At 73.1% G+C, this 26,131-nt stretch carries 16 protein-coding genes and 1 pseudogene; 6 read left to right on the forward strand and 11 right to left on the reverse strand.

Going from position 1 to position 26,131, the window contains the following annotated elements; genetic code table 11:
* Positions 1 to 13: 13 nt before the first annotated feature.
* Together ACZ6RC_RS00070 and ACZ6RC_RS00075 are read right to left on the reverse strand one after the other, a co-directional pair.
* Positions 14 to 1,207: a winged helix-turn-helix domain-containing protein gene (locus ACZ6RC_RS00070; RefSeq protein ID WP_469578222.1), complete on the reverse strand. Its 1,194-nt coding sequence runs from the start codon at positions 1,205 to 1,207 to the stop codon at positions 14 to 16.
* Positions 1,208 to 1,302: 95 nt separating this feature from the next.
* Positions 1,303 to 1,884: a GNAT family N-acetyltransferase gene (locus tag ACZ6RC_RS00075; protein ID WP_469578225.1), complete on the reverse strand. Its 582-nt coding sequence runs from the start codon at positions 1,882 to 1,884 to the stop codon at positions 1,303 to 1,305.
* A gap of 251 nt (positions 1,885 to 2,135) precedes the next feature.
* Between ACZ6RC_RS00075 and secA the strand changes: the two genes are divergently transcribed.
* Positions 2,136 to 4,952, forward strand: a complete 2,817-nt coding sequence (secA, locus tag ACZ6RC_RS00080) for a preprotein translocase subunit SecA (protein WP_391146466.1) — start codon at positions 2,136 to 2,138, stop codon at positions 4,950 to 4,952.
* A gap of 224 nt (positions 4,953 to 5,176) precedes the next feature.
* Here the strand turns inward: secA and ACZ6RC_RS00085 are convergent.
* Positions 5,177 to 5,530, reverse strand: a pseudogene (locus tag ACZ6RC_RS00085) (Rv3235 family protein); the annotation flags it as partial.
* 500 nt (positions 5,531 to 6,030) lie between these two features.
* Here ACZ6RC_RS00085 and ACZ6RC_RS00090 point away from each other — a divergent pair.
* The 3 genes from ACZ6RC_RS00090 to ACZ6RC_RS00100 all read left to right on the forward strand — a co-directional run bounded on the left by ACZ6RC_RS00090 (position 6,031) and on the right by ACZ6RC_RS00100 (position 7,931).
* On the forward strand, positions 6,031 to 6,537 hold the full coding sequence (locus tag ACZ6RC_RS00090) for a DUF6912 family protein (RefSeq protein ID WP_469578229.1): 507 nt from the start codon (positions 6,031 to 6,033) through the stop codon (positions 6,535 to 6,537).
* A gap of 81 nt (positions 6,538 to 6,618) precedes the next feature.
* A complete protein-coding gene (locus tag ACZ6RC_RS00095) occupies positions 6,619 to 7,293 on the forward strand; it encodes an HAD family hydrolase (protein WP_391146463.1) in 675 nt (224 codons plus the stop codon).
* Positions 7,294 to 7,793: 500 nt separating this feature from the next.
* Complete coding sequence (locus tag ACZ6RC_RS00100; protein WP_469578231.1) at positions 7,794 to 7,931, forward strand: hypothetical protein; 138 nt, start codon at positions 7,794 to 7,796, stop codon at positions 7,929 to 7,931.
* 98 nt (positions 7,932 to 8,029) lie between these two features.
* Here ACZ6RC_RS00100 and ACZ6RC_RS00105 read toward each other — a convergent pair whose 3' ends face one another.
* Positions 8,030 to 8,602 carry a DJ-1/PfpI family protein gene (locus tag ACZ6RC_RS00105; RefSeq protein WP_391146457.1) on the reverse strand — a complete coding sequence of 191 codons (573 nt, stop codon included), beginning with the start codon at positions 8,600 to 8,602 and terminating at the stop codon, positions 8,030 to 8,032.
* A gap of 424 nt (positions 8,603 to 9,026) precedes the next feature.
* Between ACZ6RC_RS00105 and ACZ6RC_RS00110 the strand changes: the two genes are divergently transcribed.
* A complete protein-coding gene (locus tag ACZ6RC_RS00110) occupies positions 9,027 to 13,991 on the forward strand; it encodes an NAD-glutamate dehydrogenase (protein WP_469578234.1) in 4,965 nt (1,654 codons plus the stop codon).
* A gap of 97 nt (positions 13,992 to 14,088) precedes the next feature.
* Here the strand turns inward: ACZ6RC_RS00110 and ACZ6RC_RS00115 are convergent, their stop codons facing one another.
* From ACZ6RC_RS00115 to ACZ6RC_RS00125, 3 genes are all read right to left on the reverse strand, one after another.
* Positions 14,089 to 15,231: a glycosyltransferase 87 family protein gene (locus ACZ6RC_RS00115; protein WP_469579385.1), complete on the reverse strand. Its 1,143-nt coding sequence runs from the start codon at positions 15,229 to 15,231 to the stop codon at positions 14,089 to 14,091.
* Positions 15,232 to 15,579: 348 nt separating this feature from the next.
* A complete protein-coding gene (locus ACZ6RC_RS00120) occupies positions 15,580 to 16,377 on the reverse strand; it encodes an ABC transporter ATP-binding protein (RefSeq protein WP_469578236.1) in 798 nt (265 codons plus the stop codon).
* Entirely contained in the window at positions 16,370 to 17,323 is a 954-nt protein-coding gene (locus ACZ6RC_RS00125; protein ID WP_469578240.1) for an ABC transporter permease, read from the reverse strand. Before ACZ6RC_RS00125 ends, ACZ6RC_RS00120 begins: the two co-directional genes overlap by 8 nt.
* Before the next feature lie 168 nt (positions 17,324 to 17,491).
* On the opposite strand from ACZ6RC_RS00125, the gene ACZ6RC_RS00130 reads away from it, so the two are divergent.
* Positions 17,492 to 18,097 carry a TetR/AcrR family transcriptional regulator gene (locus ACZ6RC_RS00130; RefSeq protein ID WP_469578242.1) on the forward strand — a complete coding sequence of 202 codons (606 nt, stop codon included), beginning with the start codon at positions 17,492 to 17,494 and terminating at the stop codon, positions 18,095 to 18,097.
* Between the two features lie 258 nt (positions 18,098 to 18,355).
* Here ACZ6RC_RS00130 and ACZ6RC_RS00135 read toward each other — a convergent pair whose 3' ends face one another.
* The 4 genes from ACZ6RC_RS00135 to ACZ6RC_RS00150 all read right to left on the reverse strand — a co-directional run bounded on the left by ACZ6RC_RS00135 (position 18,356) and on the right by ACZ6RC_RS00150 (position 26,018).
* Positions 18,356 to 19,159 carry a carbohydrate ABC transporter permease gene (locus tag ACZ6RC_RS00135; RefSeq protein WP_453614875.1) on the reverse strand — a complete coding sequence of 268 codons (804 nt, stop codon included), beginning with the start codon at positions 19,157 to 19,159 and terminating at the stop codon, positions 18,356 to 18,358.
* A gap of 65 nt (positions 19,160 to 19,224) precedes the next feature.
* Positions 19,225 to 20,571 carry a carbohydrate ABC transporter permease gene (locus tag ACZ6RC_RS00140; RefSeq protein ID WP_391146449.1) on the reverse strand — a complete coding sequence of 449 codons (1,347 nt, stop codon included), beginning with the start codon at positions 20,569 to 20,571 and terminating at the stop codon, positions 19,225 to 19,227.
* A 9-nt stretch (positions 20,572 to 20,580) separates the two neighbouring features.
* Positions 20,581 to 21,957 carry an ABC transporter substrate-binding protein gene (locus ACZ6RC_RS00145; protein WP_391146447.1) on the reverse strand — a complete coding sequence of 459 codons (1,377 nt, stop codon included), beginning with the start codon at positions 21,955 to 21,957 and terminating at the stop codon, positions 20,581 to 20,583.
* A gap of 191 nt (positions 21,958 to 22,148) precedes the next feature.
* A complete protein-coding gene (locus tag ACZ6RC_RS00150; protein ID WP_469578246.1) occupies positions 22,149 to 26,018 on the reverse strand; it encodes an FHA domain-containing protein in 3,870 nt (1,289 codons plus the stop codon).
* Positions 26,019 to 26,131: the final 113 nt, after the last annotated feature.

The following is a 26,131-nucleotide window of genomic DNA, read 5'->3' on the forward strand; positions in this document are numbered from 1 at the left end:
GCGCGGCCGTCGGTCACGCGAGGGCGGCGGTGAGCCGGGCGGCCAGGTCGGGAGTGTCCGCCCGCTCGATCCGTACGCTGTCGCAGCCCACCCACTCGGCCGCCTCGCGCAACGCCTTCGCCATCGGGACGACCGCCTTCGGCGCCACCAGGGACACCTGCTTCGCCACCAGCGTCCTGCCGTCGCGCGCCGGATCGACCCGGCCCAGGAGCCTGCCGCCGGAGAGCAGCGGCATCGCGAAATAGCCGTGCACCCGCTTCTGCTTGGGGACGTACGCCTCCAGACGATGGGTGAACCCGAAGATCCGCTCCGTCCGCGCCCGCTCCCAGATCAGCGAGTCGAACGGCGAGAGCAGCGTCGTGCGGTGCCGCCCGCGCGGCTCGCTCACCAGGGCGGCCGGATCGGCCCAGGCGGGCTTCGCCCAGCCCGCCACCGTGACCGGCATCAGCCCGGAGGACTCGACCACCGCGTCGAACGCCTCGCCCTTGATCCGGTGGTAGTCGGCGATGTCCGCGCGCGTGCCCACGCCCAGCGCCTCGCCCGCCTGCCGCACCAGCCGCCGCAGGCACTCCGTGTCATCGAGGTCGTCGTGCAGCAGCTCCCCCGGGATCGCGCGCTCCGCCAGGTCGTAGACCCGCTTCCAGCCGCGCCGCTCGGTGCACACCACCTCGCCGTACATCAGCGCCCGCTCGACGGCCACCTTCGACTCGGACCAGTCCCACCACTCGCCCTTGTTCTTCGCCCCGCCCAGCTCGGTCGCGGTGTGCGGCCCCTCGGCCCGCAGCTGCCCGATCACCGCGTCGTACGCCCCGTCCGCCAGCTCGTGGTACCACTGCGGGCGCGCGCGGTAGCCGCGCCGGCGGAAGGCGAAGAGCGGCCACTCCTCGATCGGCAGGATGCAGGCCGCGTGCGACCAGTACTCGAAGGCGTGCGGACGCGGTCCGTCCGCGCCGGCGGCCGTCGTACCGGACCAGTACGCCTCCTCGACGACCGTACGGCCCACGGCGCCGAGACGGGCGTACGGGATCAGCTCGTGCGAGCGGGCCAGGACCGAGATCGTGTCGAGCTGCACCTGGCCGAGATGGCGCAGCACGCCCCGCACGCCGGAGCGGCGGTCCGGCGCTCCCAGCAGGCCTTGGGCGCGCAGGGCGATCCGGCGGGCGTCGTCGGCGGACAGTTCGACAGCGGGCGGCGGCACAGTCGTCATGCTCCGCACCCTAGGGCCCGCCACTGACACCCGGCCCGGCCCGGCCCGGCCTCGGGCGACCCGCCCCCGCCCCCCCCGCCCCCGGGTCGCGGCGGTCAGGCCTCGGCGCGCGGGGCCGGCAGATAGGGCGTGGCGCCGCGCAGACCCAGGTCGGAGGGGAGCAGGGAGCCGACCCAGCTGTCGCGCAGGGTGCCCTTGTTCGGCAGGGCGGCGCGGAGCACGCCCTCGACGGTGAAGCCGGTCTTCTCGGCGACCGCGCGGGAGCCGGCGTTGCCGACCTCGGCGCGCCACTCCAGACGCGTGCAGTGCAGCTCGGTGAAGGCCCAGCGGGCCAGGGCGAGGAGGGTCTCGGTCATGTAGCCGCGGCCGCGGTGCTCCTTGGCGGTCCAGAAGCCGACCTCCCACGAGCCGGAGCGCGGGTGGTGGAGGCTGGCAGCGGCCAGGATCGGGCCGCCCTCCCGGAGCCGTACGGCGAAGGTGTACTCGGTGTCGTCCCGCCAGCCGTGCGGGACGACGCGGTGCAGGAAGTACTCGGCGTCCTGCCGCGTGTACGGGGAGGGCACCGACGTCCAGCGCTGGATGTCAGGGTCCTGACAGGCGGCGAGGACCTCGTCCCCGTCCTCGGGGGCGAAGGCGCGCAGCGCCAGACGCGGGGTGGCGAGGGTGATCGGCTCCATGACGGGATTGTGGTGACCCGACCGCCGTGGCGCGAACACTTTTCGGGTCGTCGCGGCACCTTCCGCGCGTCTGGTGCGTTGTCTTTCCGGGCGGCGGTGACGGCGGCGGTGACCCTTCGGCACTGCGGGCCTCCCGGCGCGGCGGCGGTCTCGCTTACGATGGCCGTTGCGGTGGGGACCACCTGCCGTGCCCGCGCCCGAGTCATGACAAGACCCAGTGCCAGGCCCGACCGGCAAGGAGACCAGCCTCAGTGTCCGTCTTCAACAAGCTCATGCGTGCAGGCGAAGGCAAGATCCTGCGCAAACTGCACCGCATCGCGGACCAGGTCAACTCCATCGAAGAGGACTTCGTCAACCTCTCCGACGCCGAGTTGCGGGCGCTCACCGAGGAGTACAAGCAGCGGTACGCCGACGGCGAGAGCCTCGACGACCTGCTCCCCGAGGCCTTCGCGACCGTCCGCGAGGCCGCCAAGCGCGTCCTCGGCCAGCGCCACTACGACGTCCAGCTGATGGGCGGCGCCGCGCTGCACCTCGGCTATGTCGCCGAGATGAAGACCGGTGAGGGCAAGACCCTCGTCGGCACCCTCCCCGCGTATCTGAACGCGCTCTCAGGCAAGGGCGTCCACCTGATCACGGTGAACGACTACCTCGCCGAGCGCGACTCCGAGATGATGGGCCGCGTCCACAAGTTCCTGGGCCTCCAGGTCGGCTGCATCCTGGCCAACATGACGCCGGCCCAGCGCCGAGAGCAGTACGCCTGCGACATCACGTACGGCACGAACAACGAATTCGGCTTCGACTACCTGCGCGACAACATGGCGTGGTCCAAGGACGAGCTCGTCCAGCGCGGCCACAACTTCGCCTGTGTCGACGAGGTCGACTCCATCCTGGTCGACGAGGCCCGTACGCCGCTGATCATCTCCGGCCCGGCCGACCAGGCCACGAAGTGGTACGGCGACTTCGCCAAGCTGGTCACCCGCCTCACCCGCGGCGAGGCCGGCAACCCGCTCAAGGGCATCGAGGAGACCGGCGACTACGAAGTCGACGAGAAGAAGCGCACCGTCGGCATCCACGAGTCCGGCGTCGCCAAGGTCGAGGACTGGCTGGGCATCGACAACCTCTACGAGTCGGTGAACACCCCGCTCGTCGGTTATCTGAACAACGCCATCAAGGCCAAGGAACTGTTCAAGAAGGACAAGGACTACGTCGTCATCGACGGCGAAGTCATGATCGTCGACGAGCACACCGGCCGTATCCTCGCCGGCCGCCGCTACAACGAGGGCATGCACCAGGCGATCGAGGCCAAGGAGGGGGTGGACATCAAGGACGAGAACCAGACCCTCGCCACGATCACCCTCCAGAACTTCTTCCGCCTCTACGACAAGCTCTCGGGCATGACCGGTACGGCCATGACCGAGGCGGCGGAGTTCCACCAGATCTACAAGCTCGGCGTCGTCCCGATCCCGACGAACAGGCCGATGGTCCGCAAGGACCAGTCCGACCTGATCTACCGCACCGAGGTCGCGAAGTTCGCCGCCGTCGTCGACGACATCGCGGAGAAGCACGAGAAGGGCCAGCCGATCCTCGTCGGCACGACGTCGGTCGAGAAGTCCGAGTACCTCTCGCAGCAGCTCTCGAAGCGGGGCATCCAGCACGAGGTGCTCAACGCCAAGCAGCACGACCGTGAGGCGACGATCGTCGCCCAGGCCGGCCGCAAGGGCGCCGTCACGGTCGCCACGAACATGGCCGGCCGAGGCACCGACATCAAGCTCGGCGGCAACCCGGACGACCTCGCCGAGGCCGAGCTGCGCCAGGCCGGCCTGGACCCGGTCGAGCACGTCGAGGAGTGGGCCGCGGCCCTGCCCGGCGCGCTGGAGCGGGCCGAGAAGGCCGTGAAGGCGGAGTTCGAGGAGGTCAAGTCGCTCGGCGGGCTCTACGTCCTGGGCACCGAGCGCCACGAGTCCCGCCGTATCGACAACCAGCTGCGGGGTCGTTCCGGCCGTCAGGGCGACCCGGGCGAGTCCCGGTTCTACCTCTCCCTCGGCGACGACCTGATGCGTCTGTTCAAGGCGCAGATGGTCGAGCGCGTCATGGCCATGGCCAACGTGCCGGACGACGTGCCGATCGAGAACAAGATGGTCACGCGCGCGATCGCCTCCGCGCAGTCGCAGGTGGAGACCCAGAACTTCGAGACGCGCAAGAACGTCCTGAAGTACGACGAGGTCCTCAACCGCCAGCGCGAGGTCATCTACGGTGAGCGTCGCCGCGTCCTGGAGGGCGAGGACCTGCACGAGCAGATCCAGCACTTCATGAACGACACGATCGACGACTACATCCGCCAGGAGACCGCCGACGGCTTCGCGGAGGAGTGGGACCTCGACCGGCTGTGGAACGCCTTCAAGCAGCTCTACCCGGTGAAGGTCACCGTCGAGGAGCTGGAGGAGGCGGCCGGCGACCGCGCGGGCATCACCGCCGAGTTCATCGCCGAGTCCGTCAAGGACGACATCCACGAGCAGTACGAGGCCCGGGAGAAGTCGCTCGGCTCGGAGATCATGCGTGAGCTGGAGCGCCGCGTGGTCCTCTCCGTGCTCGACCGCAAGTGGCGCGAGCACCTCTACGAGATGGACTACCTCCAGGAGGGCATCGGCCTGCGCGCGATGGCCCAGAAGGACCCGCTGGTCGAGTACCAGCGCGAGGGCTTCGACATGTTCACCGCCATGATGGAGGGCATCAAGGAGGAGTCCGTCGGCTACCTGTTCAACCTGGAGGTCCAGGTCGAGCAGCAGGTCGAGGAGGTCCCGGTGCAGGACGCGGCCGGAAAGACCTCGCTGGACAAGCAGGACGCGGTGCCCGCGGGCGCCGGGCGGCCGGAGATCCGCGCCAAGGGGCTCGACGCCCCGCAGCGGCCGGACCGGCTGCACTTCTCCGCGCCGAAGGTGGACGGGGACGGATCGGTCGTCGAGGGCGACTTCATCTCCGAGGGCGCTTCGGCCTCGGGTGACGGCATGACCCGCGCGGAGCGCCGCAAGGCGCAGAAGAGCAGCGGCGGGCGTCGCCGCAAGAAGTAGCGGTACGCGACGGTACGGAGAAGGGGCCGGGCACCTGGTGAGGTGACCGGCCCCTTCGTCGTGCCCGCGGCGGTCCCGGGTGGGCCGTGTGGTGGGGCCGTGCGGGGCCGTGGTGGGCGTCAGGGGCGCCGGGACGCCTGGGCGGGGACACGGGCAGCGGCCCCCTCGGGAACGAGGTCGGGGAGGCGGTCGGGAAGGGCGGCGGGCAGGCCGCCGCCCGTCAGGCCGTCCACCTCGACGGCGGCGCAGCGCCAGCGGCCGTCCGCGCCGCGCTCCAGGCGGAACGCCAGGGCGCGGACCCGGTCGCCGGTGGCGATGCTCGCGAACGCCTCGACGGCCCCCGGGCGGGGCTGGTGGACGGAGCAGCGCCGGAGCACGGGGCGGGCGCCGCCGGACCGCAGGGGCGTGCCCGGGGCGAGCCGGACCAGCTGCTCGTACGCCACGCCCACCGTCCGGCCCAGCATCCAGTGGACGGGCCGGTCGCCGGTGAGGACCGCGAGGAGGCGCTCGGCGAACACGGTGTGCGGCGGGAGGGCGGGCGGCGCCGTACGGGGGCGGGACGGGCCGGCGGGGCGGGTCCCGGCGGAGCCCCGGGGGCCGGTGCCGGCGGGGCCGCGCGGGGCGGAGCGGGGGCGGGGCGTACGGGGGCGGGTGGCCGTGCCGGAGGGCGCCGCACCGGTCCTCGGCCCCGCGAGCGGGCCCGGGCTCGCGTCCCGGTCCGTCGCCGGGACCGAGTCCCGCTCCGGGGCGGCGGGCACCGTGGTGCGCGGCGCGCGGGCCGTCGTGGTGGCGGTCGTGTCCATGGGCGTCCCCGTCCCTCGCGCCCGCTGGTCTACCGGGCGGTAACTTCTGTTGGGGATCTTGTACGGGGGCGGTCACGGCCCTCGCAAGGCGCCCCGGAGGTGCGTGGGCCCGCGCCCTCGATTCACCTATCCGGGTGAGTCGAGGGCGTCCGGAGCCGGTGGGCGCGGGGGCCGCGGAGCGGCGGCCGACGACCGCCGGGCGGGCGGCCCCCAGGCCCCGAAGGGGGACTCCGCACGTATCCTGAGGGCGTTTCCGACTACGAAAGCGGCCAGCCATGCGCGTGTACGTCCCCCTGACCCTTGCCGGTCTCGCACAGGCGCACAAGGCGGGCGAGCTGGGCCCGGGCCCGCTGACCGCCTACGCCGTCACCCCCGCGCTGCGCGAGTGGTACGTCTCCGACGACATCGAGGAGCTGGAGTACGCCGCGCTCAGCCGGGCGGCGGCCGCCTCCCTGCGCATGCTCGCGGTGGACCCCTCGGCCGCCCGCCGCCGGATCGTCGTGGCCGTCGACGTGGCGGACCAGGACGCCGCCGTCGACCCCGACCGGGGCCTGGACACCGGCTCGCTCGGCGAGGTCCGGATCGCCGGAGCCGTACCGCTGACGAAGGCGGCGGCGGTGCACGCCGACGCGGACGACGCCGAGGCGGACGTCTCGGCCGCCGCCGACGCGCTGGGCGCGGCGGACCAGGGCGACGACGACGCGCAGTTCACGGTGGACGGGGCGGAGGACCACGAGCTGCTCTGGTTCGGCGTCCAGGAGATCCCGGGCTTGCTGGGCTGAGGCGGGGCGACCGGCGCCCGTACGCACGTCGGGCCCGACCGGCCCGGGGCGGTTGTCCGAGGGGGCCGGTACCGTCTTCGCATGGGGAAGCACGGGACGCAGCGGCGCGGCAAGCATCTGGTCTGGGACTGGAACGGCACGCTGCTCGACGACATCCAGGCCGTCATCGGGGCCACGAACGCGGCCTTCGCCGAGCTGGGGCTCCCGCCGATCACGCTCGCGCGCTACCGGGACCTGTACACGGTGCCGGTGCCGAAGTTCTACGAGCGGCTGATGGGGCGGCTGCCCACCGAGACCGAGTGGGCGCTGATGGACGGCATCTTCCACCGGCACTACTGGCAGCGGGCCGACGGCTGCGGTCTGACGGCCGGGGCGGCGGAGCTGCTCGCCGCGCGCCAGGCGTCGGGGTTCACCCAGTCCCTGCTCTCGCTCGCCCCGCACGCGGAGCTGGTGCCGCTGGTCCGGCGGCACGGGATCGAGGCCCGGTTCGTGCGCGTCGACGGGCGGACCGGCGCGTCGACGGTCGGCAAGGCCGCCCAGATGGTGCGCCACCTCGCCGCGTTGGAGGGCGTCGAGCCGGAGCGGATCGTCGTCATCGGCGACGCGGCGGACGACGCCCTGGCGGCGGCGCACGTCGGCGCCAAGGCCGTGCTGTACACCGGGGGGTCGCACAGCCGCGCCAGCCTGGAATCCGTCGGAGTGCCGGTCGTCGACTCGCTCACGGAGGCGGTGGAGGTGGCGGAGGAGCTGGTCTAGGGGGCCTTTTTCGCCTTTGGCGTGCCCCGTTCACTCGCTCGGGAGGGTCTGCAGGCCGGCGTCAAGTCCCCTGTTTTTCCAAACCGGCGCTCGTCGCCGTACAGAACGTCAAAATCGGCCCCTCGGTTTTGTACACATCCAGCTCATGACGGGTGGGGGGTGGGGCCCGATAGGCTTCAGATGCATGCTGACGTCCGGTCAGGCGGCGCAACGCACGTACGACGAAGGCTGGTTGACCGGAAGTGGCTGATAACGGCCCGGTCTTCTCTTTCCTCGGGCCTATGTTCCCTTCACGGATGCACCCCGCATCCCACGGCCCCCGAACGCGGCGAAGGGAGACCCGGAAAGGCCCTTGCTTGGCGGCTGGCCTCTCCGGATCTCCCTCGCCTGCCGAAGGGGTCCCCCCTGTTGCGAGGAGAGTGGTTCCCTTGGCTTCTGTCGACGGTATCTCAGACCGGCCCCGACGTGGCAGCCGTGCTCTGGCGTGGTTCACGGCCTGCGTGGGTCTGCTGGCGGTGGTCGTCGCGGTCGTGCTCGCGCTGGCCGGGCACGGTGAGGTGGCCGTGGCCGTGGGCGCGGTCGGTGTGGCCGTGGCCGGCCGGGAAGGGCTGCGGGTGACCGTGCACGTCCGGCGGTGAGCACGCGGCGCGGGCGGGGTTCGCCGGTGCCCCCGGCAGGCCCCGCCCGTGCCACCCGTACGCGCGGTGCGTCCCCCGCTCCCTCCCGGCCCGGCCGGTCAGTCCCGGCCGGTCAGCCCCTGGGCGCGGAGGACCTTGAGGAACTCGCGCATCCAGGTCGGGTGGTCCGGCCAGGCGCGGGAGGAGACCAGGGTGCCGTCGACGACCGCGGCCGTGTCCTGGAAGCCGGCACCCGCCGCCTGCATGTCGAGTTCCAGGGCCGGGTAAGCCGTCACCCTGCGGCCCTCCAGGCCGCCGATCGCGGCCGTCAGGAGCGGGCCGTGGCAGATCTGAGCCACCGGCTTGTCCGCGTCGAAGAAGGACTTCAGGATCTTCCGCAGCTCCGGATCGTTGCGGAGGTACTCCGGCGCCCGGCCGCCCGGGATCACCACCGCCACGTAGTCGCCCGGATCCACCTCCGAGAAGGCCAGGTCGGCGGGCCAGGTGTAGCCGGGCTTCTCGGTGTACGTGTCGAAGCCGGGCTCGAAGTCGTGCACGACGAACCGCAGCTGCTTCCGCGCCGGCGCCGCGATGTGGACCTCGTACCCTTCTTCGAGCAGCCGCTGATACGGGTACATCACCTCCAGGGATTCCGCCGCGTCCCCCGTCACGATCAAGATCTTCGCCATCACGACTCCCGGATCCGGTGGTGGTGTCCGACGCTCAGAAGTGCCGCCGCCAGACTGCTCGCGTCGCGGAGCTCTGCCAAGAGGACATGCGTCGCTGTCCATAACGGCAAACTTCCACCCCCTCTTTTGTACACATACGGCTCATGACGGGCCGGGGGTAGGGAGCGATAGGCTTTTGCCGTGATCAGCGCGATACGCCGAGGGGGCAGCGAAGCCCCCGGCCTCCGCCCGGTCCGCGACAGCGGCCGGGCCGACAGGGCGTTCGCCGGTCCTTCCCGTCCGAGCCCGCCGCGCACTGTGGCCGAATCCGGTCCGGACATCTCTCATCACGGCATAACGTCGACTTCGACCGGAAACCCCGCGTCGTGGCGTTGTGTCCTTTCTTTCACCTACGTCACGCAACGGCGCGCGACAGGAGCCAGAGGACATGCAGACCAAGCTGGACGAAGCCAAGGCCGAGCTCCTCGAGAGGGCCGCCCGCGTAGCTGAGAACAGCCCGGTCGGGGGGCGACTTCCGACGGGGCCCGAGCACGGGGAGAGGCCCGACCGGGCCACCACTCTCGACTACCTCCAGCGCTACTACCGGCACACCGCGCCCGAGGACCTCGCCGACCGCGACCCGGTGGACGTCTTCGGCGCCGCGCTCTCGCACTACCGGCTGGCCGAGAACCGCCCCCAGGGCACCGCCAACGTCCGCGTCCACACCCCGACGGTCGAGGAGAACGGCTGGACCTGCAGCCACTCCGTCGTCGAGGTCGTCACCGACGACATGCCGTTCCTCGTGGACTCCGTGACCAACGAGCTCTCCCGCCAGGGCCGCGGCATCCACGTCGTCATCCACCCGCAGGTCCTCGTCCGCCGCGACCTCACCGGCAAGCTCATCGAGGTGCTGACCGCCGAGAACGGCGGGGCGGCGAAGGCCGAGCTCCCGCACGACGCGCTCGTCGAGTCCTGGATCCACGTCGAGATCGACCGGGAGACCGACCGCGCCGACCTCAAGCAGATCACCGCCGACCTGCTGCGCGTCCTGTCCGACGTCCGCGAGACGGTCGAGGACTGGGAGAAGATGCGCGACGCCGCGATGCGCATCGCCGACGGCCTCCCCGCCGAGCCCATGGCCTCCGACCTGCGCCCCACCGAGGTCGAGGAGGCCCGCGAACTGCTCCGCTGGCTCGCCGCCGACCACTTCACCTTCCTCGGCTACCGCGAGTACGAGCTCGTCGACGGCGACGCCCTGTCCGCCGTCCCCGGCACCGGCCTCGGCATCCTGCGCTCCGACCCGCACCACAGCGGCAAGGACGACCACCACGCCCACCCGGTCTCGCCCTCCTTCAGCCGGCTCCCCGCCGACGCCCGCGCCAAGGCGCGCGAGCACAAGCTGCTGATCCTCACCAAGGCCAACAGCCGCTCCACCGTGCACCGCCCCTCCTACCTCGACTACGTCGGCGTGAAGAAGTTCGACGCCGAGGGCAACGTCATCGGCGAGCGCCGCTTCCTCGGCCTCTTCTCCTCCGCCGCCTACACCGAGTCCGTACGCCGCGTGCCGGTGGTCAGCCGCAAGGTGCAGGAGGTCCTGGTCGGCGCCGGCTTCTCGCCCAACAGCCACGACGGCCGCGACCTGCTCCAGATCCTGGAGACCTACCCGCGCGACGAGCTGTTCCAGACCCCGGTCGACCAGCTCCGGTCCATCGTCACCAGCGTCCTCTACCTCCAGGAGCGGCGACGTCTGCGGCTCTACCTCCGCCAGGACGAGTACGGGCGCTACTACTCCGCCCTCGTCTACCTGCCGCGCGACCGCTACACCACCGGCGTCCGGCTGCGGATCATCGACATCCTCAAGGAGGAGCTCGACGGCACCAGCGTCGACTTCACCGCCTGGAACACCGAGTCGATCCTCTCCCGCCTCCACTTCGTCGTCCGCGTCGAGCCCGGCACCGAACTCGCCAAGCTGACCGACGCCGACGCCGACCGCATCGAGGCACGGCTCGTCGAGGCCGCCCGCTCCTGGGCCGACGGCTTCGGCGAGGCCCTCAACGCCGAGCTCGGCGAGGAGCGCGCCGCCGAGCTGCTGCGCCGCTACGGCAACGCCTTCCCCGAGGGCTACAAGGCCGACCACTCGCCGCGCGCCGCCGTCGCCGACCTGGTCCGCCTGGAGGAGCTCGGCCGCAGCGGCAAGGACTTCGCGCTCTCGCTGTACGAGCCGGTCGGCGCCGGCCCCGGCGAGCGCCGCTTCAAGATCTACAAGTCGGGCCCCCAGGTCTCCCTCTCCGCCGTCCTCCCGGTCCTCAACCGGCTCGGCGTCGAGGTCGTCGACGAGCGCCCGTACGAGCTGCGCTGCGCCGACCGCACCCACGCCTGGGTCTACGACTTCGGCCTGCGGATGCCGTCCTCCAACGGCGACCACCTCGCCGACGACGCCCGCGAGCGGTTCCAGGAGGCGTTCGCCGCCACCTGGACCGGCGAGGCCGAGAACGACGGCTTCAACGCGCTGGTGCTCTCCGCCGGCCTGAACTGGCGCCAGGCGATGGTGCTGCGCGCCTACGCGAAGTACCTCCGCCAGGCCGGCGCGATGTTCAGCCAGGACTACATGGAGGACACCCTCCGCGACAACGTCCACACCACCCGGCTGCTCGTCTCCCTCTTCGAGGCCCGGATGGCCCCGGAGCGCCAGCGCGCCGGCACCGAGCTGACCGACGGGCTCCTGGAGGAGCTGGACGGCGCCCTCGACCAGGTCGCCTCCCTCGACGAGGACCGGATCCTCCGCTCCTTCCTCACCGTCATCAAGGCCACCCTGCGCACCAACTTCTTCCAGAAGGCCGAGGACGGCAGGCCGCACGCGTACGTGTCGATGAAGTTCGACCCGCAGGCGATCCCCGACCTTCCCGCCCCCCGCCCGGCGTTCGAGATCTGGGTGTACTCCCCGCGCGTCGAGGGCGTCCACCTGCGCTTCGGCAAGGTCGCCCGCGGTGGTCTGCGCTGGTCCGACCGGCGCGAGGACTTCCGTACGGAGATCCTCGGCCTGGTCAAGGCGCAGATGGTCAAGAACACCGTCATCGTGCCCGTCGGCGCCAAGGGCGGCTTCGTCGCCAAGCAGCTCCCGGACCCGTCCGTGGACCGTGACGCCTGGCTGGCCGAGGGCATCGCGAGCTACAAGACCTTCATCTCGGCGCTCCTGGACATCACCGACAACCTCGTCGCCGGCGAGGTCGTCCCGCCGGTCGACGTGGTCCGCCACGACGAGGACGACACCTACCTCGTCGTCGCCGCCGACAAGGGCACCGCGACCTTCTCCGACATCGCCAACGAGGTCGCCGTCTCCTACGGCTTCTGGCTCGGCGACGCCTTCGCCTCCGGCGGCTCGGCCGGCTACGACCACAAGGGCATGGGCATCACCGCCCGCGGCGCCTGGGAGTCCGTCAAGCGGCACTTCCGCGAGCTGGGCCACGACACCCAGACCGAGGACTTCACCGTCGTCGGCGTCGGCGACATGTCCGGCGACGTCTTCGGCAACGGCATGCTGCTCTCCGAGCACATCCGGCTCGTCGCCGCCTTCGACCACCGGCACATCTTCATCGACCCGACCCCGGACGCGGCCGTCTCGTACGCCGAGCGGCGCCGCCTCTTCGAGCTGCCGCGCAGCTCCTGGGCCGAGTACGACACGAACGCCCTCTCCGCGGGCGGCGGGATCCACCCCCGGTCCGCCAAGTCGATCCCGGTCAACGCGCAGACCCGCGCGGCCCTCGGCATCGAGGCCGGCGTCACCAAGATGACCCCGGCCGAGCTGATGCGGGCGATCCTCCACGCCCCCGTCGACCTGCTGTGGAACGGCGGCATCGGTACGTACGTCAAGTCGTCCGCCGAGACCCACGCCGACGTCGGCGACAAGGCCAACGACGCCATCCGCGTCAACGGCGAGGACCTGCGGGTCAAGGTCGTCGGCGAGGGCGGCAACCTCGGTCTCACCCAGCTCGGCCGCATCGAGTTCGCCCGCAAGGGCGGCCCCGAGGGCGAGGGCGGCAAGGTCAACACCGACGCCATCGACAACAGCGCCGGCGTGGACACCTCCGACCACGAGGTCAACATCAAGATCCTGCTCAACGGTCTCGTCACCGAAGGCGACATGACCGTCAAGCAGCGCAACGCCATCCTCGCGGAGATGACCGACGAGGTCGGCGCGCTCGTCCTGCGCAACAACTACGCGCAGAACGTGGCCCTGGCCAACGCCGTCGCCCAGTCGCCGTCCCTGCTCCACGCCCACCAGCGCTTCATGCGCCGGCTGGGCCGCGACGGGCACCTCGACCGCGCGCTGGAGTTCCTGCCGCAGGACCGGCAGATCCGCGAACTGCTCAACACCGAGCGCGGCCTGAGCCAGCCGGAGCTCGCCGTCCTCCTCGCGTACACCAAGATCACGGTGGCCGACGAGCTGATCCACACCGAGCTGCCCGACGACGTCTACCTGCGCGAACTGCTCCACGAGTACTTCCCGACGCTGCTGCGCGAGAAGTTCCCCGAGGCGATCGACGCCCACGCGCTGCGCCGGGAGATCATCACCACGATCCTGGTCAACGACACCGTCAACAGCGGTGGCTCGACCTTCCTGCACCGCCTCCGCGAGGAGACCGGCGCGTCGATCGAGGAGATCGTCCGCGCGCAGACCGCCGCCCGCTCCATCTTCCGGCTCGGCGAGGTCTGGGACGCCGTCGAGGCCCTCGACAACCGCGTCCCGGCCGACGTCCAGACCCGGATGCGGCTCCACTCCCGTCGTCTGGTCGAGCGCGGCACGCGCTGGCTGCTGGGCAACCGGCCGCAGCCGCTGCGGCTCGCCGAGACCATCGGCTTCTTCGGCGAGCGCGTCGAGCAGGTCTGGGGCGAGCTGCCGCAGCTGCTGCGCGGCGCGGACCTGGAGTGGTACCAGTCGATCCTCCAGGAGCTGACCGGCGAGGGTGTCCCGGAGGAGCTGGCCCTGCGGGTCGCCGGATTCTCCTCCGCCTTCCCGACCCTCGACATCGTCGCGATCGCGGACCGTACGGACAAGGACCCGATGGCGGTCGCCGAGGTCTACTACGACCTGGCCGACCGGCTGCGGATCACCCAGCTCATGGACCGGATCATCGAGCTGCCGCGTGAGGACCGCTGGCAGTCGATGGCCCGCGCCTCCATTCGCGAGGACCTCTTCGCCGCGCACGCCGCCCTCACGGCCGACGTGCTGGCGGCGGGCAACGGCACCTCGACGCCGGAGGACCGGTTCAAGGCCTGGGAGGAGCGGAACGCGGCGATCCTCGGCCGTGCGCGGTCGACGCTGGAGGAGATCCAGGGCTCGGAGACGTTCGACCTGGCCAACCTGTCGGTGGCCATGCGGACGATGCGCCAGCTGCTGCGCACGCACAGCTGAGACCGGCGCCGCCGGACGTGACGAAGGGCCCCGCCGGGTTTCCGGCGGGGCCCTTCGCCGTGCGGTGGGGCGCCCCGTGGTGGGGGGCCGGCCGGTCTCACACGTCGTCGTCCTGGCGGACGGCGACCGACGCGGTCCACAGCCGCCGTGCGGCCACCAGCGCCGCCAGGAGCAGCAGAGCGTTGCGGGCCACCATGACGGCCACGCCCCGCTCGGTGCCCGTCACCACCTCGTCGTACAGGACGGGGTAGGCAAGCGAGCTGAGCGCCGCGGCCGGCAGCAGGAGCAGCGCCACCGGGCGCATCACGGTCTCCCGGCAGGTGAGGCAGACGGCGACCAGGCCGAGCAGCCAGACCATGTACTGGGGGCTGATCACCCTGCTGGTGACGGTGAAGAGCAGCACCGCCGCCAGGGCCGCGTCCAGCGGCGTCGCCACCGTCCAGGTGCGGGCCCGCAGCCGCCACAGCAGCAGCCAGACGAAGGCCAGAACCGTCAGGAGCAGGGCGAGCCGGCCGATGCTGGAGACGTACGGGCCGACGTACTCGAACGCCCCGAAGCGGTACTCCACCGTCCCCGGCCAGACACCCGCCGCCCGGCCCAGCGCCAGGGCGGTGCCGCCGAGCGACTCGATCTGCACGCCCCGGCCGCCCTGCTGGCGCAGGAAGCCGAGGGAGTCGGAGAAGCAGAACGCCAGGGTGGCGAGCAGCGCGGCGGCGGTGGTCGCGGCGGCGATCCAGGTCTCGCGAGTGGTACGGCCCCGGGGAGTGCCGATCAGCGTGAGCACCGGCCACACCTTGACCAGCGCGCCGACGGCGGCGAGCGCCCCGCCGAGGACCCGGCCGACGGCGAACCGGGACTTCATCGCGAGGAGGGCGAGGACCGCGACGGCGGTGACCTGCACGTCGTACCGCGCGAGGGGGAGGTGGAGGAGCAGGGGCAGGCCGCAGACCCAGACCCAGGCGCCGTGGGTGAGGCGGTGGCTGTCGGCGCGGGCGAGGGCGAGGGCCACGGCGGCGTCGGCGAGGAGGGTGAGGGCGACGAAGGCCTGGAAGTACGTCAGCCAGGGCAGCACGCCGGGCGACATGATGACGAGCCCGGCGCCCGGCGGGTACTGCCAGGTGGAGTCGTCCACCGGGAAGGTGCCCCGGGCGAACTGCCCGTACCAGTGCTGGTAGAGGACGTACACCTCGCGGCCCACGCCGCCGACGCCGAGGCTGTCGCGCAGCAGGAGCAGGAGCATGCCGGCGCGGGTGACGAGCCAGAGGACGGCCAGGGCGATCCACGGGCCGCGGCCGACCGCGACGAAGGTGGCCGCCGTGAACGTCTCCGACTCGAAGGGCGAGCCGGTGAGCCCGGGGGGCGGGGGTGCGCACCCGGACCGTGCCGGCCGCCTGTCCCGGTCGGTCGCGGGGCCGATCACGGGGCTGGTCCCGGTCGCGGTCGTGGTGCCGGAGGCGGGCCCGCCCCCGGCACCGTCGACGGGCGCGGGGGCCGGACCCGGGTCGCCGGTGGCGCTGCCGGGCGGGGGCGCTGGGGTGGACTCTCGATGCGTCGTCATCGGAACTGCACTCTATGGCGCTTCGGTGGGTTATCTCCCCTTTTGTCCCCCCGTCCTGGTGAACTCCTCGTACGCGGCCACCACCTCCGCCGCCGGTCCGTCCCGGCGCAGCGCCCCCGCCTCCAGCCACAGCGCCCGGTCGCAGGTCTCCGTGACGGTCGAGAGGGAGTGGCTGACCAGGAAAACGGTCCCCGCCTCGGCCCGCAGCTCCTCGATCCGCTGCCGGCTGCGGCGGCGGAACCGCGCGTCGCCGGTCGCCAGCGCCTCGTCGATGAGCAGGACGTCGTGGCTCCTGGCCGCCGCGATGGAGAAGCGGAGGCGGGCGCCCATGCCGGAGGAGTACGTCCGCATGGGGAGCGAGACGAAGTCGCCGTTCTCGTCGATCCCGGAGAACTCCACGATCCCGGCGTAGCGGGCGTCGATCTCGGCGCGGCTCATCCCCATGGCGAGCCCGCCGAGGATCACGTTGCGCTCCCCGGTCAGATCGCTCATCAGCGCCGCGTCGACACCGAGGAGGGAGGGGCGGCCCTGGATGTAGATCGTGCCCTCGGAGACGGGCAGCAGGCCCGCCACCGCCTTGAGGAGGGTGGATTTCCCGGATCCGTTCGAACCGATCAGGCCAATCGCCTCGCCCCGGTAGGCGGCGAAGCCGACGCCGCGGACCGCATGGACCGAACGCGCGTCCGGAGCCTCCGCGCGCCGGACCATCCGGCTCAGGGCGGCAGCGGCGCCGCCCTTTCCGCCCTTCCCGCCGCGCACGGTGTAGCGGACGTGGACGCCGTCCACCACGACGGTCGGGGTCCGTTCCCGCAGGGTGTCGTCAGCCACGGCCGTAGGCCTCCTCCGCCGCCCAGAAGAAGAGGAAGCCGCCGGTGAAGACCAGCAACGCCCAGCCCGAGGCGAACGCCCAGGCGTGCGGAGGGAGCCGGTCGGCGGTGAAGCCGCCGATCAGCGCGTAGCGCGTCAGATCGATGAAGAGCGCCACCGGGTTGACCTCCAGGACGGTGATCAGCGCCCCCGGCAGCCGGCCGCTCGTCTCGAGGTGCTGGATCGACCACATGACACCGGAGACGTACATCCAGGTGCGCAGCAGGAACGGCATCAGCTGCGCGATGTCGGGCGTACGGGCGGCCAGACGGGCCATGACGAGGGCGACGCCGGTGTTGAAGAGCGTCTGGAGGAGGAGCGCGGGCGCGACGAGCAACCAGCTCCGGGTGGGAAACTCGCCGAAGCAGAACAGCAGGGCGGCGAGCGCCCCGAGCGAGAAGAGCAGCTGCTGGAGCTGCTGGAGCGTGACGGCGACCGGGAGGCTCGCGCGCGGGAAGTGCAGGGCGCGGACGAGTCCGATGTTGCCGCTGACGGCCCGGGTGCCGGCCAGGACCGACTGGGAGGTGAAGGACCAGACGAAGACGCCGGTGAGGAGGAAGGGGACGTAGTCCGGGATGTCGTTCCGGACGTCCATCAGGACGCCGAAGACGAGGTAGTAGACCGCCGCGTTGAGGAGCGGGGTCATCACCTGCCACAACTGGCCGAGCCTGGCCTGGCTGTACTGGGCGGTGAGCCGGGCGGTCGCGAAGGCGGTGATGAAGGCCCGGCGCGACCAGAGCTGCCGGACGTACGCCGGCAGGGGCGGCCGGGCGCCGCTGACGGACAGGCCATGGCGGAGGGCGAGGGCGCGCAGGGCCTCAGGGGGTGGTGGGGCGGGCGGGTCCTCCAGGGGGCGTGGGGGCGGTGCCGGGGCGACGGGCTCGGGAAGCGCCTGGACGGTGGTCACGGAGTCGGATCGCTTTCGCTCGAACGGCTTCGGCGCACGCGGGAACAGCCTCGGCGCCCAGAAGTAACGACGGGACGGGACCGTATCGTCGCTTCGTGGAGAGTAGAGCTGCCTTACGTCGGAACGCAACCGTTTCGTCGTGACGCGGGCGTCGGCTACCATCTGGACATGACCCCACCCCTCGGCACCCCTCGTCGCGCCCCCGCGGGAGCCGCCGTGCTCCGGGAGGACGTCACCGAGGCCATCCGCACCGCCGTCTTCGAGGAACTGGCCGCCGTCGGCTTCGCCCGCATGTCCATCGAGGGCATCGCACGCCGCGCCGGCGTCGGCAAGACCGCCGTCTACCGCCGCTGGAAATCCAAGCTCGCCCTCGTCCTCGACCTCGTCGGCGCCGTCGCCGCACAAGGCCTCCCCGCCCCCTCGACCGGCTCCCTCCACGGGGACGTCCGCGCGCTCCTCGAAGTCGCCGCCCACGCCCTGCGCCACCCCGTGGCCTCCCAGGTCGTCCCCGACCTGCTCGTCGAGGCCGCCCGGCAACCGGAGATCGCCGACGCGATCAAAGCCGCTCTCCTCGACAGCCAACAAGGCGTCGTCGCACACATCGTCCGCGAGGCCGCCGAACGCGGCGAACTCCCCACCCACGCCGACCCCGACCGCGCGCTCGACCTGATCGTCGGCCCCCTCTACTGGCGGCTCGTCGTGGTCCGCGGCGACCTGCCGAGCGGCTACCTCGACGACCTCGCCCGCTCAGCCGTGGCCGCCCTGCTCGCATAGGGCTTCTTCTTTTGAGGGCTCGGTTCCCCTCCGGGCGCTTCGAGCCGGGCTCACAGCCCCGTACGTGCTCGCCCGCCTTTCTTCGGGGCTCGGTTCCCCTCCGGGCGCTTCGAGCCGGGCTCACAGCCCCGTACGTGCTCGCCCCCTCGTTCCTCGGGGGCTCCGCGCGTTCGGGGCTGTTCCCCCGGCGCGCCCTTCGGATCACTCGCCTGTCGGGCTCACCGCGTTCGGGGCTGGCCCCCCGGCGCCCCCCGCCCGCTACTTCACCGCGCCCGCCATCACGCCCGAGACGAACTGCCGCTGGAAGGCGAAGAAGACCGCCAGTGGGATCACCATCGACACGAACGCGCCCGGTGCCAGCACGTCGATGTTGTTCCCGAACTGCCGCACCTGCTGCTGCAGCGCCACCGTGATCGGCGGCGAGTCGGAGTCCGCGAAGATCAGCGCCACCAGCATGTCGTTCCACACCCACAGGAACTGGAAGATCCCCAGGGAGGCGATCGCCGGCCCGCCCAGCGGCAGCACCACCCGGGTGAAGAGCCGCAGCTCACCCGCCCCGTCGAGACGGGCCGCTTCCAGCAGCTCCTTGGGGATCTCCGCGAAGAAGTTCCGCAGCAGGAAGATCGCGAACGGCAGCCCGAACGCCGTGTGGAAGAGGACGACCCCGAGCGTCGTCTCGAAGATCCCGATCGTGCCGAAGAGCTTCGAGACCGGCACGAGCGCGACCTGGACCGGCACCACCAAGAGCCCGACCACCACCAGGAACCACCAGTCCCGGCCCGGGAAGTCCAGCCAGGCGAAGGCGTACCCGGCGAGCGAGCCGATCACGACCACGAGGACCGTCGCCGGGACGGTGATCAGGACGGTGGAGACGAGCGAGCCCGTGATCGTCTCGTTGGCCAGGAGGTCGGCGTAGTTCTCCGTCGTGAGCTGCGCCGGGGTGGTGAAGACCTTCCACCAGCCGCTCTCGCTGATGTCGGACGGACCGCGCAGCGACGACAGCAGCAGGCCGACCGTGGGCATGAGCCAGAAGAGCCCGACGAGGACCAGGAGGACCCGCATCGCACCCCCGGCGGTCCGGGCGGCGAGCCGTGCGCCCAGGCCGCCCCCGTCTCGATCCGACGCGGTCACCGGCGGGTCTCCCTTCGCATGCGGCGGATGTTGAACGCCATCACCGGGATCACCAGCAGGAGCAACAGGACCGCGATGGCGGAGCCCACCCCGAGATCCGCGTCCGTGCCGAACGACGACCGGTACAGCTGGAGCGCGAGGACGTTCGCGTCGTCCTGCGCCGAACCCGGGGCGATGATGAACACCAGGTCGAAGACCTTCAGGACGTTGATCATCAGGGTGACCACGACCACGGCGAGGACCGGCGCCAGGAGCGGCACGGTGATGCGGCGGAAGACCTGCCATTCGTTCGCCCCGTCGACGCGGGCCGCTTCGAGGAGTTCACGCGGGACGCTCGCAAGCCCCGCGGCGATCAGCATCATCGCGAACCCGGCCCACATCCACACGTAACTGCCGATGACGGCAGGGGTGACGAGCGAGGGGCCGAGCCACTCGACGCCGTTGTACTGCTCCCGGAAGTTGCCCGCCGGCAGTCGCAGGACGGCGCCGTCGGCGGCGGCCGGGAGGGCGAACCGCCCGTCGGCGCCGGCCGTGGTGCTCGCGACCACCCGGCCGTCCTTCACCGCCTCGATCCGCAGCCCCTGGAGACCGAGCTCCTGCGGATCGACGACGTTCGGCTTCCCGCCCCCGCCCCGAGTGAAGTCCAGCCACGCCGTGCCGCTGATCCCGCCGTCCGCCGGCGCGGGCTCGGCGGGGCGCGCCGGGCGCGCGTCCGGCGGCATCTGCGCCGGCGGGACACCGATCAGCGGGAGCCGAACCGCCTCGCCCGCGCGGACGGGGCTCTTCGTCACGAACGCCCCGCCGCCCGCCGCCTCCAGCGGATGCACCGGCAGGGGCCGGGCCCGGGGGAAGACGGACGACTCGGCGAAGGTGTCGTGCACGCCCACCCAGACGGCGTTGGCGACCCCGCGGTCCGGATCCTGTTCGTAGACGAGCCGGAAGATGATCCCGGCGGCGAGCATCGAGATCGCCATCGGCATGAAGACGATCAGCTTGAACGCCGTGCCCCAGCGCACCCGCTCGGTCAGCACCGCGAAGATCAGCCCGAGCGCGGTCGCCACGGCCGGGGCGAAGACCACCCAGATCGCGTTGTTCCTGACCGCCGTGAGGATCGTGTCGTCGGTGAAGAGTTCGACGTAGTTGCCGAGGCCGGCGAAGGACTCCCCGGACTTGTCGAAGAACGACCGCTGGACGGAGTACCCGATCGGGTAGACGACGAGCGCACCGAGCAGCAGCAGGGCGGGGAGGAGGAACCCCGCCGCCACTGCCTTACGGGTGCCGGTGACGCTCTTGTGCGGTGTGCGGGGCGTGCCGTGCCCCGCCGTGCGCGGCACCGAAGCCATGACGACCGATCAGCTCCGGTACGCCTTGGCCGCGTCGGCCTCCAGTCGTGCCTGGGTCCCCGCGATGTCCTTCGGGTTCTTGAGGAAGTCCTGGAGCGCCTTCCACTCGCCCTTGCCGGGCGTTCCGCCGAACGACTGGGGCATCTGGTCCGACATGTCGAAGCGGAAGTCGTCACCGGCCTCGATCAGCGCCTTGGCGATCTCCCGCTGGACGTCGTTCGGATACGCGGCCGGGTCCAGGGCCTTGTTGGGGGAGAGGAAGCCGCCGGCGCCCGCCCAGATCCGCGCCGCGTCCGGAGAGGCGAGGAAGGTCAGCAGCGCCTGGGCGCCCTTGGTGTCCTTCAGCGCCACCGCCGCGTCGCCGGCCGTCACGACCGGGGACTCCGCGCCCACCGCCGGGAACGGGAACACCTTCGCGTCCGTGCCGATCTCCGCGTCCGTCTGCGCGATGTTGATGGCGGCGAAGTCTCCCTCGAACACCATCGCGCCCTTCGGCTGGTCGCCGCCCGTGAACGTCTGGGTGACCGAGGCCGGGAACTCCGTCTGCAGGGCGCCGTCGGCGCCGCCCGCGATCAGACCCGGCTTGCCGAACAGCTGGGCGAGGGTCGTCAGGGCCTGGGTGACGGACGGGTCCGTCCACTTGATCGTGTGCTGCGCCAGTTGGTCGTACTTCTCCGGGCCCGCCTGGGAGAGATAGATGTTCTCGAACCAGTCCGTGAGGGTCCAGCCGTCCGCGCCGCCCACCGAGACGGGGGTGACGCCGGAGGCCGAGATGGTCTCCGCGGTGGCGAGGAACTCCTTCCAGGTCGCGGGCTCGGAGGCGCCGGCGTTCTCGAAGGCCGCGTTGTTGTACCAGATCAGGGACTTGTTCGCGGCCTTGAAGTAGACGCCGTACTGCGTGCCGTCGACCGCGCCGAGGTCCTGCCAGCCCTGGGAGTAGTTCTTGGCGAGCTGGGCCTTGGCCTCCGGGCCGACCGGCTTGATCCACTTCTGGGCGGCGGCCTGCTTGATCGCGCCGACCTGGGGGAGCATCGCCACGTCCGGCGGGGCGCCGCCGGCGATCTTCGTGCCGAGGAAGTTCACGATCGGGTCCTGCGCGGGCACGAAGGTGACGGTGGCGCCGGTGCGCTTCTCGAACTCCTTCAGGACCTTGGTGAAGTTCTCCTGCTCGGGGCCCGTCCAGACGGCGGCGACCTGGATCTTCTCCCCCTTGAGGGAGGGCAGGGAGACCGACTCCCCGCCCGGGTCCGCGGTGCTGGTGGGCCCGGCGGGCGGGCCGGAGTCCTTGCCGCTCTCGCCGCCGCAGCCGGCGAGGGCGAGTGCGGTGAACGCGGTGACGGCGGTGATCGTCGTCGCGGCTTTGCGTGTACGAAGAGGTGTACGCATGACTGCCCCGTCTCCCTGTGCGCGTGCTCGTCCCGTGCTCGTGCCAGTGCCGACAGGTCTACGCCCGGTGATCGGCCCCCGCAATACCGCCTCCCGTGCCCGGGCGGGGATCGTGATGGGCTCGTGACGGACGCGCTCGTACGGGATCGGCTCGCGCGGGACGGGCTCGCGCCCGGTGGACGGGGCGAGGGTCAGGGGTGGACGGCCGGGGCGAGAGGAGCCACGGGGGTGGCGTCGACGGAGCGGGCCGCGCGGTCGAGGGCGCTCGCGAGGAGGGCCAGATCGGTCGGGCCGTTGCCCAGCTCGCGCACGGGTCTGCGGGTGGGCGGGTCGCCCATCCGCTCCCACTCCAGGGGGACCACGGTCGGCCGGAGCGTCGCCGTGCGCGGGATCCGGCCGGAGACGCGGCCCGCCTGGAACGGGGTCACCCGGCCGTCCGGGTGACCGAGCCGCCCCCGGCCGGGCACGGGCTCGTCGGGGCCCGGGACCGCCGGGGGAGCGTCGAGCACGATCCGCAGCCGGGCGCCGTGGGCCAGCTCCGTGTCCGCCGTCCGGTCCGGGCGGGCCGAGGCCGCGATGAGGTGCACCCCGAGCCGGGCGCCGCCACGGACGACGGCTTCCAGGGCGCGTACGACGGAACCGGCGGCGGGCCGTCCCGGGGCGCCGAGCGCGGGCGCCACGAGTGCGTCGAAGTCGTCCACGAGGACGACGAGCCGGGGCAGCGCGCCGGACTCGGCGCCGGACCCGGACGCTTCCGGGGCGGGCCTTTCACCGAGCACCTCGGCCTCCCGGGCCGGACGCGGGACCCGCCCACCGGTCCGGTCGGCGAGATCGGCCCCGCCCCGCAGCGGCAGCCGGCCACTGGGCCGGTCGCCGAGCGCGCCGTCCCCACCGGCCAGGGGAGCGCCCCGGCCACCGGCGGTGGCGGGAAGGTCGTCGGAGGTCGGGCGGCCGACGCGGCCGCTCGGCGTGGCCGGGAGGTCGTCGGGGGCGCGGCGGGCGGGACGGGTGGGACGGGTGCTGGGCTGGTCGGTGAGGAAGCCGTCGGGGGTCTGGCGGGTGACGCGGCCGCTCGGCGTGGCCGGGAGGCCGTCGGAGGCTCGGCCGCTCGGGGTGGCGGGGAGCTCGTCTGGGGTTCGGCGGGTGACGCGGCCGCTCGGGGTGGCCGGGAGGCCGTCGGAAGGTCGGCCGCTCGGGGTGGCGGGGAGCTCGTCGGAGGTTCGGCGGGTGACCCGGCCGCTCGGGGTGGCCGGGAGGTCCGCGGGGGCCGGGCGGCCGGGTGGTGTCGAGGGTGCGTCCGTGCGCGGGGGGCGGGCGCTGGGGTGGTACGTCAGGCCCTCGGGGCCCGTGCGGACCGTACGGCCGCTCAGGCGGTCGGCGGCCGGGGCCTCGGCGTGCGGGCGGTCGGTCCGCCCGGAGGAGACGCGGGGGTCCGGGATACGGGCCGTCGCCCGACCGGCCGGCGCCACGGCCTCCGCCGGGCTCGGCGTCCGCTGCCCGGCCGGACGGTCCGCGGACGCGCGCCGCCCGGCCGTCCGGCGGTCGGCGAAGTGCCCGTCGCCCAGCAGCTCGGCGCGGCGCTTCAGCTCGGCGCCCAGCGCCTGCGCGAACGCGCGCATCCGGACCGGGTCGGAGGCGACCAGATGCTCCGTGACATGCGGCAGCTCGCCGCAGACCGCCAGGCCCTCGCCCCGCTCGCCGCCCCCGCCGTCCACCAGGAGCAGGCCCAGGCGGTCGGGCCGCCCGCCGGCCGCGAGGGAGGCGGCGATCGACCGCAGCAGCTCCGTGCGCCCGCTGCCCGCCGGTCCCTCGATCAGCAGGTGCGGGCCCTCCGCGGTCAGATCGACCGAGACCGGCCCGCGCGGCCCCGCGCCCAGCACGACCGTCCCGTCCGCCGCCGACGCCCAGCGGGCCAGCAGCGACGCGGGGGTGGCCCGGGCCAGGCCCAGCTCGTCGAGCAGCCGCGCGGACCGGGGCAGGGCCGCGGCCGCCCGGCCGCGCGGCGCGGCCGCTCCCTCCGTGCGCAGCGGGGCCAGGGCCCGGCCGAAGCGCTCCGCCCAGGCGACGGAGACGGCGTCCACCACGCCCACCGTGCCGTGCCCGGCGGCCCGGCCCCCCGCCGTACGCAACAGCCGCAGCGCCGTCGCCACGTCACCGCTCAGCAGGGCCACCGCCCCGCACTCGCGGAAGGCGAGGGAGGCCGCGCACGCGCTTTCGTACGTCGCCGCCACCGGCGAGACCGGGGAGGCGGCCGGCGCCTCGGCCAGACAGATCAGATGGATCCCGGCGGCGGCGCCCGCTCCGGCGAGCCGCGCGGTCGTCTCGCGCAGGGCCGCCGACCCCGGGTCCCCGTCCACGATCACGACCGTGGACGGGCCCTCGTGCCGGGCCGCGGCCTCGGCGACGGCGGCGCGGTCGGCGCTCGGCCACCCGGGACCGAGCGGACCGTCGTCGAGCCTGCGGGTCAGCTCGGCCGTACGCGCCTCGGCCTGTTCGCGGTCGTACGCGAGGAGCAGCCGGCAGTCCTGGCCGTGGGCGGGCCGCAGATGGGGGAGCCAGCCGAGCCAGCCCCAGGCCCGGCGCCGCTCCTCAAGGGAACGGCCGCGGTCCGCGCTGATCAGCACGATCTCCAGCTCGGCGGGGGAGTGCAGGGCGGCGAGCTGGGCGACGACGGAGCGGGCGAGGCCCGCGAGCCGGTCCCCGGGCCCGGCGAGCCCGAGCGAGCCGGCCTCCCGCAGGCCGACGGTGACCGGCACGCCGGAGAGCTCGGCACGGTCGGTCGTGCCGAGCCGGACGACCAGCGATTCCGGGTGGCCGGGGCCGCGCTCCCAGAGGCGGGGGCCCGGGCCGAGCGCGGTCAGCAGCACGGCGGCCGGATCCGGCCAGGTGTCGGCGGCCGGGGCAGGACCGCCCACGGACGGGCCCGCCGCGAACAGGCCGGAGGCGCCGGCGGCGACGCCCGTCTCCGAAGGCGCCGCCTCGCCCTTCCCCCCGGTCAGCCGGCGCGCCCACGCTCCTATGCCGCGCTTGCCCCGTGCCGGCGGGGCGGTCTGACGGCGGGTCCTGCTGTGGGCCTCGCCCTCGTCGTCCCCGTCCTCTTCGGCGCGCGCGTGGCCGAGGGAGCCCGCGTGCGTGGCGTCGTCCGCGCGGAAGGGGGCGGGGTGGTGACGGAGCCCGTCGTGCTCCGGGGCGCCGCCCGGGCCCGGCGCGGGCCGGGGGCCCGGGATGTCGGCGGCCCGGGCGTCGGCGCCGTGGAGGCCGGGGGTCGGGTACGGGCCGGCGGCGCCGCAGGCCCCCTGGGGGCCCGCGTCGAGGTCCGAGGAGCCCGCGCTCCGGCCGTGGACCGGGCCGCTCCCGGCCGGGTCGCCCCCGGAGAGGCGGCCGATTCCGGAGGGTCCGCCGTCCCCGGCGGCCGTTCCCACCCGCAGATGGCCCTCGCCGTCCGGGGTCGTCGGCAGGGAGTCCGTGCCGCAGTCGCCGCGGTCCGCGAGGCGCAGGGCCGACTCGCCGAGGCGCAGGAGGGCGCCGGGGGCCAGACGGACCGGGCGGGGGCCGACGGGGGAGCCGTCCAGCGTCGTGCCGTTGGTGGAGCCGAGGTCGGCGACGGTGATCCGGCCGTCGTCGCCGACCGTCACCGTGCAGTGGACCCGGGAGACGTCCGGGTCGTCGAGCGGCACGTCCGCGTCCAGGGAGCGGCCGATCCTGATCGGGCCGCCGTGCAGGAGGTGGACCCCTCCGGCGTCCGGCCCCGCGACCACGTGGAGCCGGGCCGGGGCGCCCTCGGCGACCCGGTCGCCCTCGCCGGGAACCTGGAGGGTGAGCACCGCGCCGTCGACCAGCGGGGGCTCGCCGAGGGCGCAGCGCCGGGTGTCGAGCCGCTCCCGGCCGGCGTAGAGCACGGTGGTGCCGGAGGTGGAGGTGTCCGGGCCGGAGACGGCCGCGGCGAGCTGGGAGGCCACGGCGGCCAGAGCCGTCCCCGCGGGGGCGGTGACGAGCATGTCGCAGGCGCGCCCGGCGCCGTGGCCGGCGTGCGGCGCGAGGACGGTCAGCCGGATCTGCATCGCCGTCAGCGGTCCCTTCTGCGCGTGGTGCCGGCAGGGGAGCCGCCCTGTGACCTCCCCCACCCGCACGGACGCGTCGTCCGGTACAGGTCGGCACGGCGCGGGGCTCCCGA

The sequence above is a fragment of the Streptomyces sp. NPDC048353 genome, assembly GCF_055587165.1.

What these genes read in the sequence shown, in the direction of transcription:
- ACZ6RC_RS00070 (WP_469578222.1), bottom strand. Translation starts at nt 1,207, where the DNA reads ATGACGACTGTGCCGCCGCCCGCTGTCGAACTGTCCGCCGACGACGCC.
- ACZ6RC_RS00075 (WP_469578225.1), bottom strand. Translation starts at nt 1,884, where the DNA reads ATGGAGCCGATCACCCTCGCCACCCCGCGTCTGGCGCTGCGCGCCTTC.
- ACZ6RC_RS00090 (WP_469578229.1), top strand. Translation starts at nt 6,031, where the DNA reads ATGCGCGTGTACGTCCCCCTGACCCTTGCCGGTCTCGCACAGGCGCAC.
- ACZ6RC_RS00095 (WP_391146463.1), top strand. Translation starts at nt 6,619, where the DNA reads ATGGGGAAGCACGGGACGCAGCGGCGCGGCAAGCATCTGGTCTGGGAC.
- ACZ6RC_RS00110 (WP_469578234.1), top strand. Translation starts at nt 9,027, where the DNA reads ATGCAGACCAAGCTGGACGAAGCCAAGGCCGAGCTCCTCGAGAGGGCC.
- ACZ6RC_RS00115 (WP_469579385.1), bottom strand. Translation starts at nt 15,231, where the DNA reads ATGCTCCTGCTCCTGCTGCGCGACAGCCTCGGCGTCGGCGGCGTGGGC.
- ACZ6RC_RS00130 (WP_469578242.1), top strand. Translation starts at nt 17,492, where the DNA reads ATGACCCCACCCCTCGGCACCCCTCGTCGCGCCCCCGCGGGAGCCGCC.
- ACZ6RC_RS00135 (WP_453614875.1), bottom strand. Translation starts at nt 19,159, where the DNA reads ATGCGGGTCCTCCTGGTCCTCGTCGGGCTCTTCTGGCTCATGCCCACG.
- ACZ6RC_RS00140 (WP_391146449.1), bottom strand. Translation starts at nt 20,571, where the DNA reads ATGGCTTCGGTGCCGCGCACGGCGGGGCACGGCACGCCCCGCACACCG.
- ACZ6RC_RS00145 (WP_391146447.1), bottom strand. Translation starts at nt 21,957, where the DNA reads ATGCGTACACCTCTTCGTACACGCAAAGCCGCGACGACGATCACCGCC.
- ACZ6RC_RS00150 (WP_469578246.1), bottom strand. Translation starts at nt 26,018, where the DNA reads ATGCAGATCCGGCTGACCGTCCTCGCGCCGCACGCCGGCCACGGCGCC.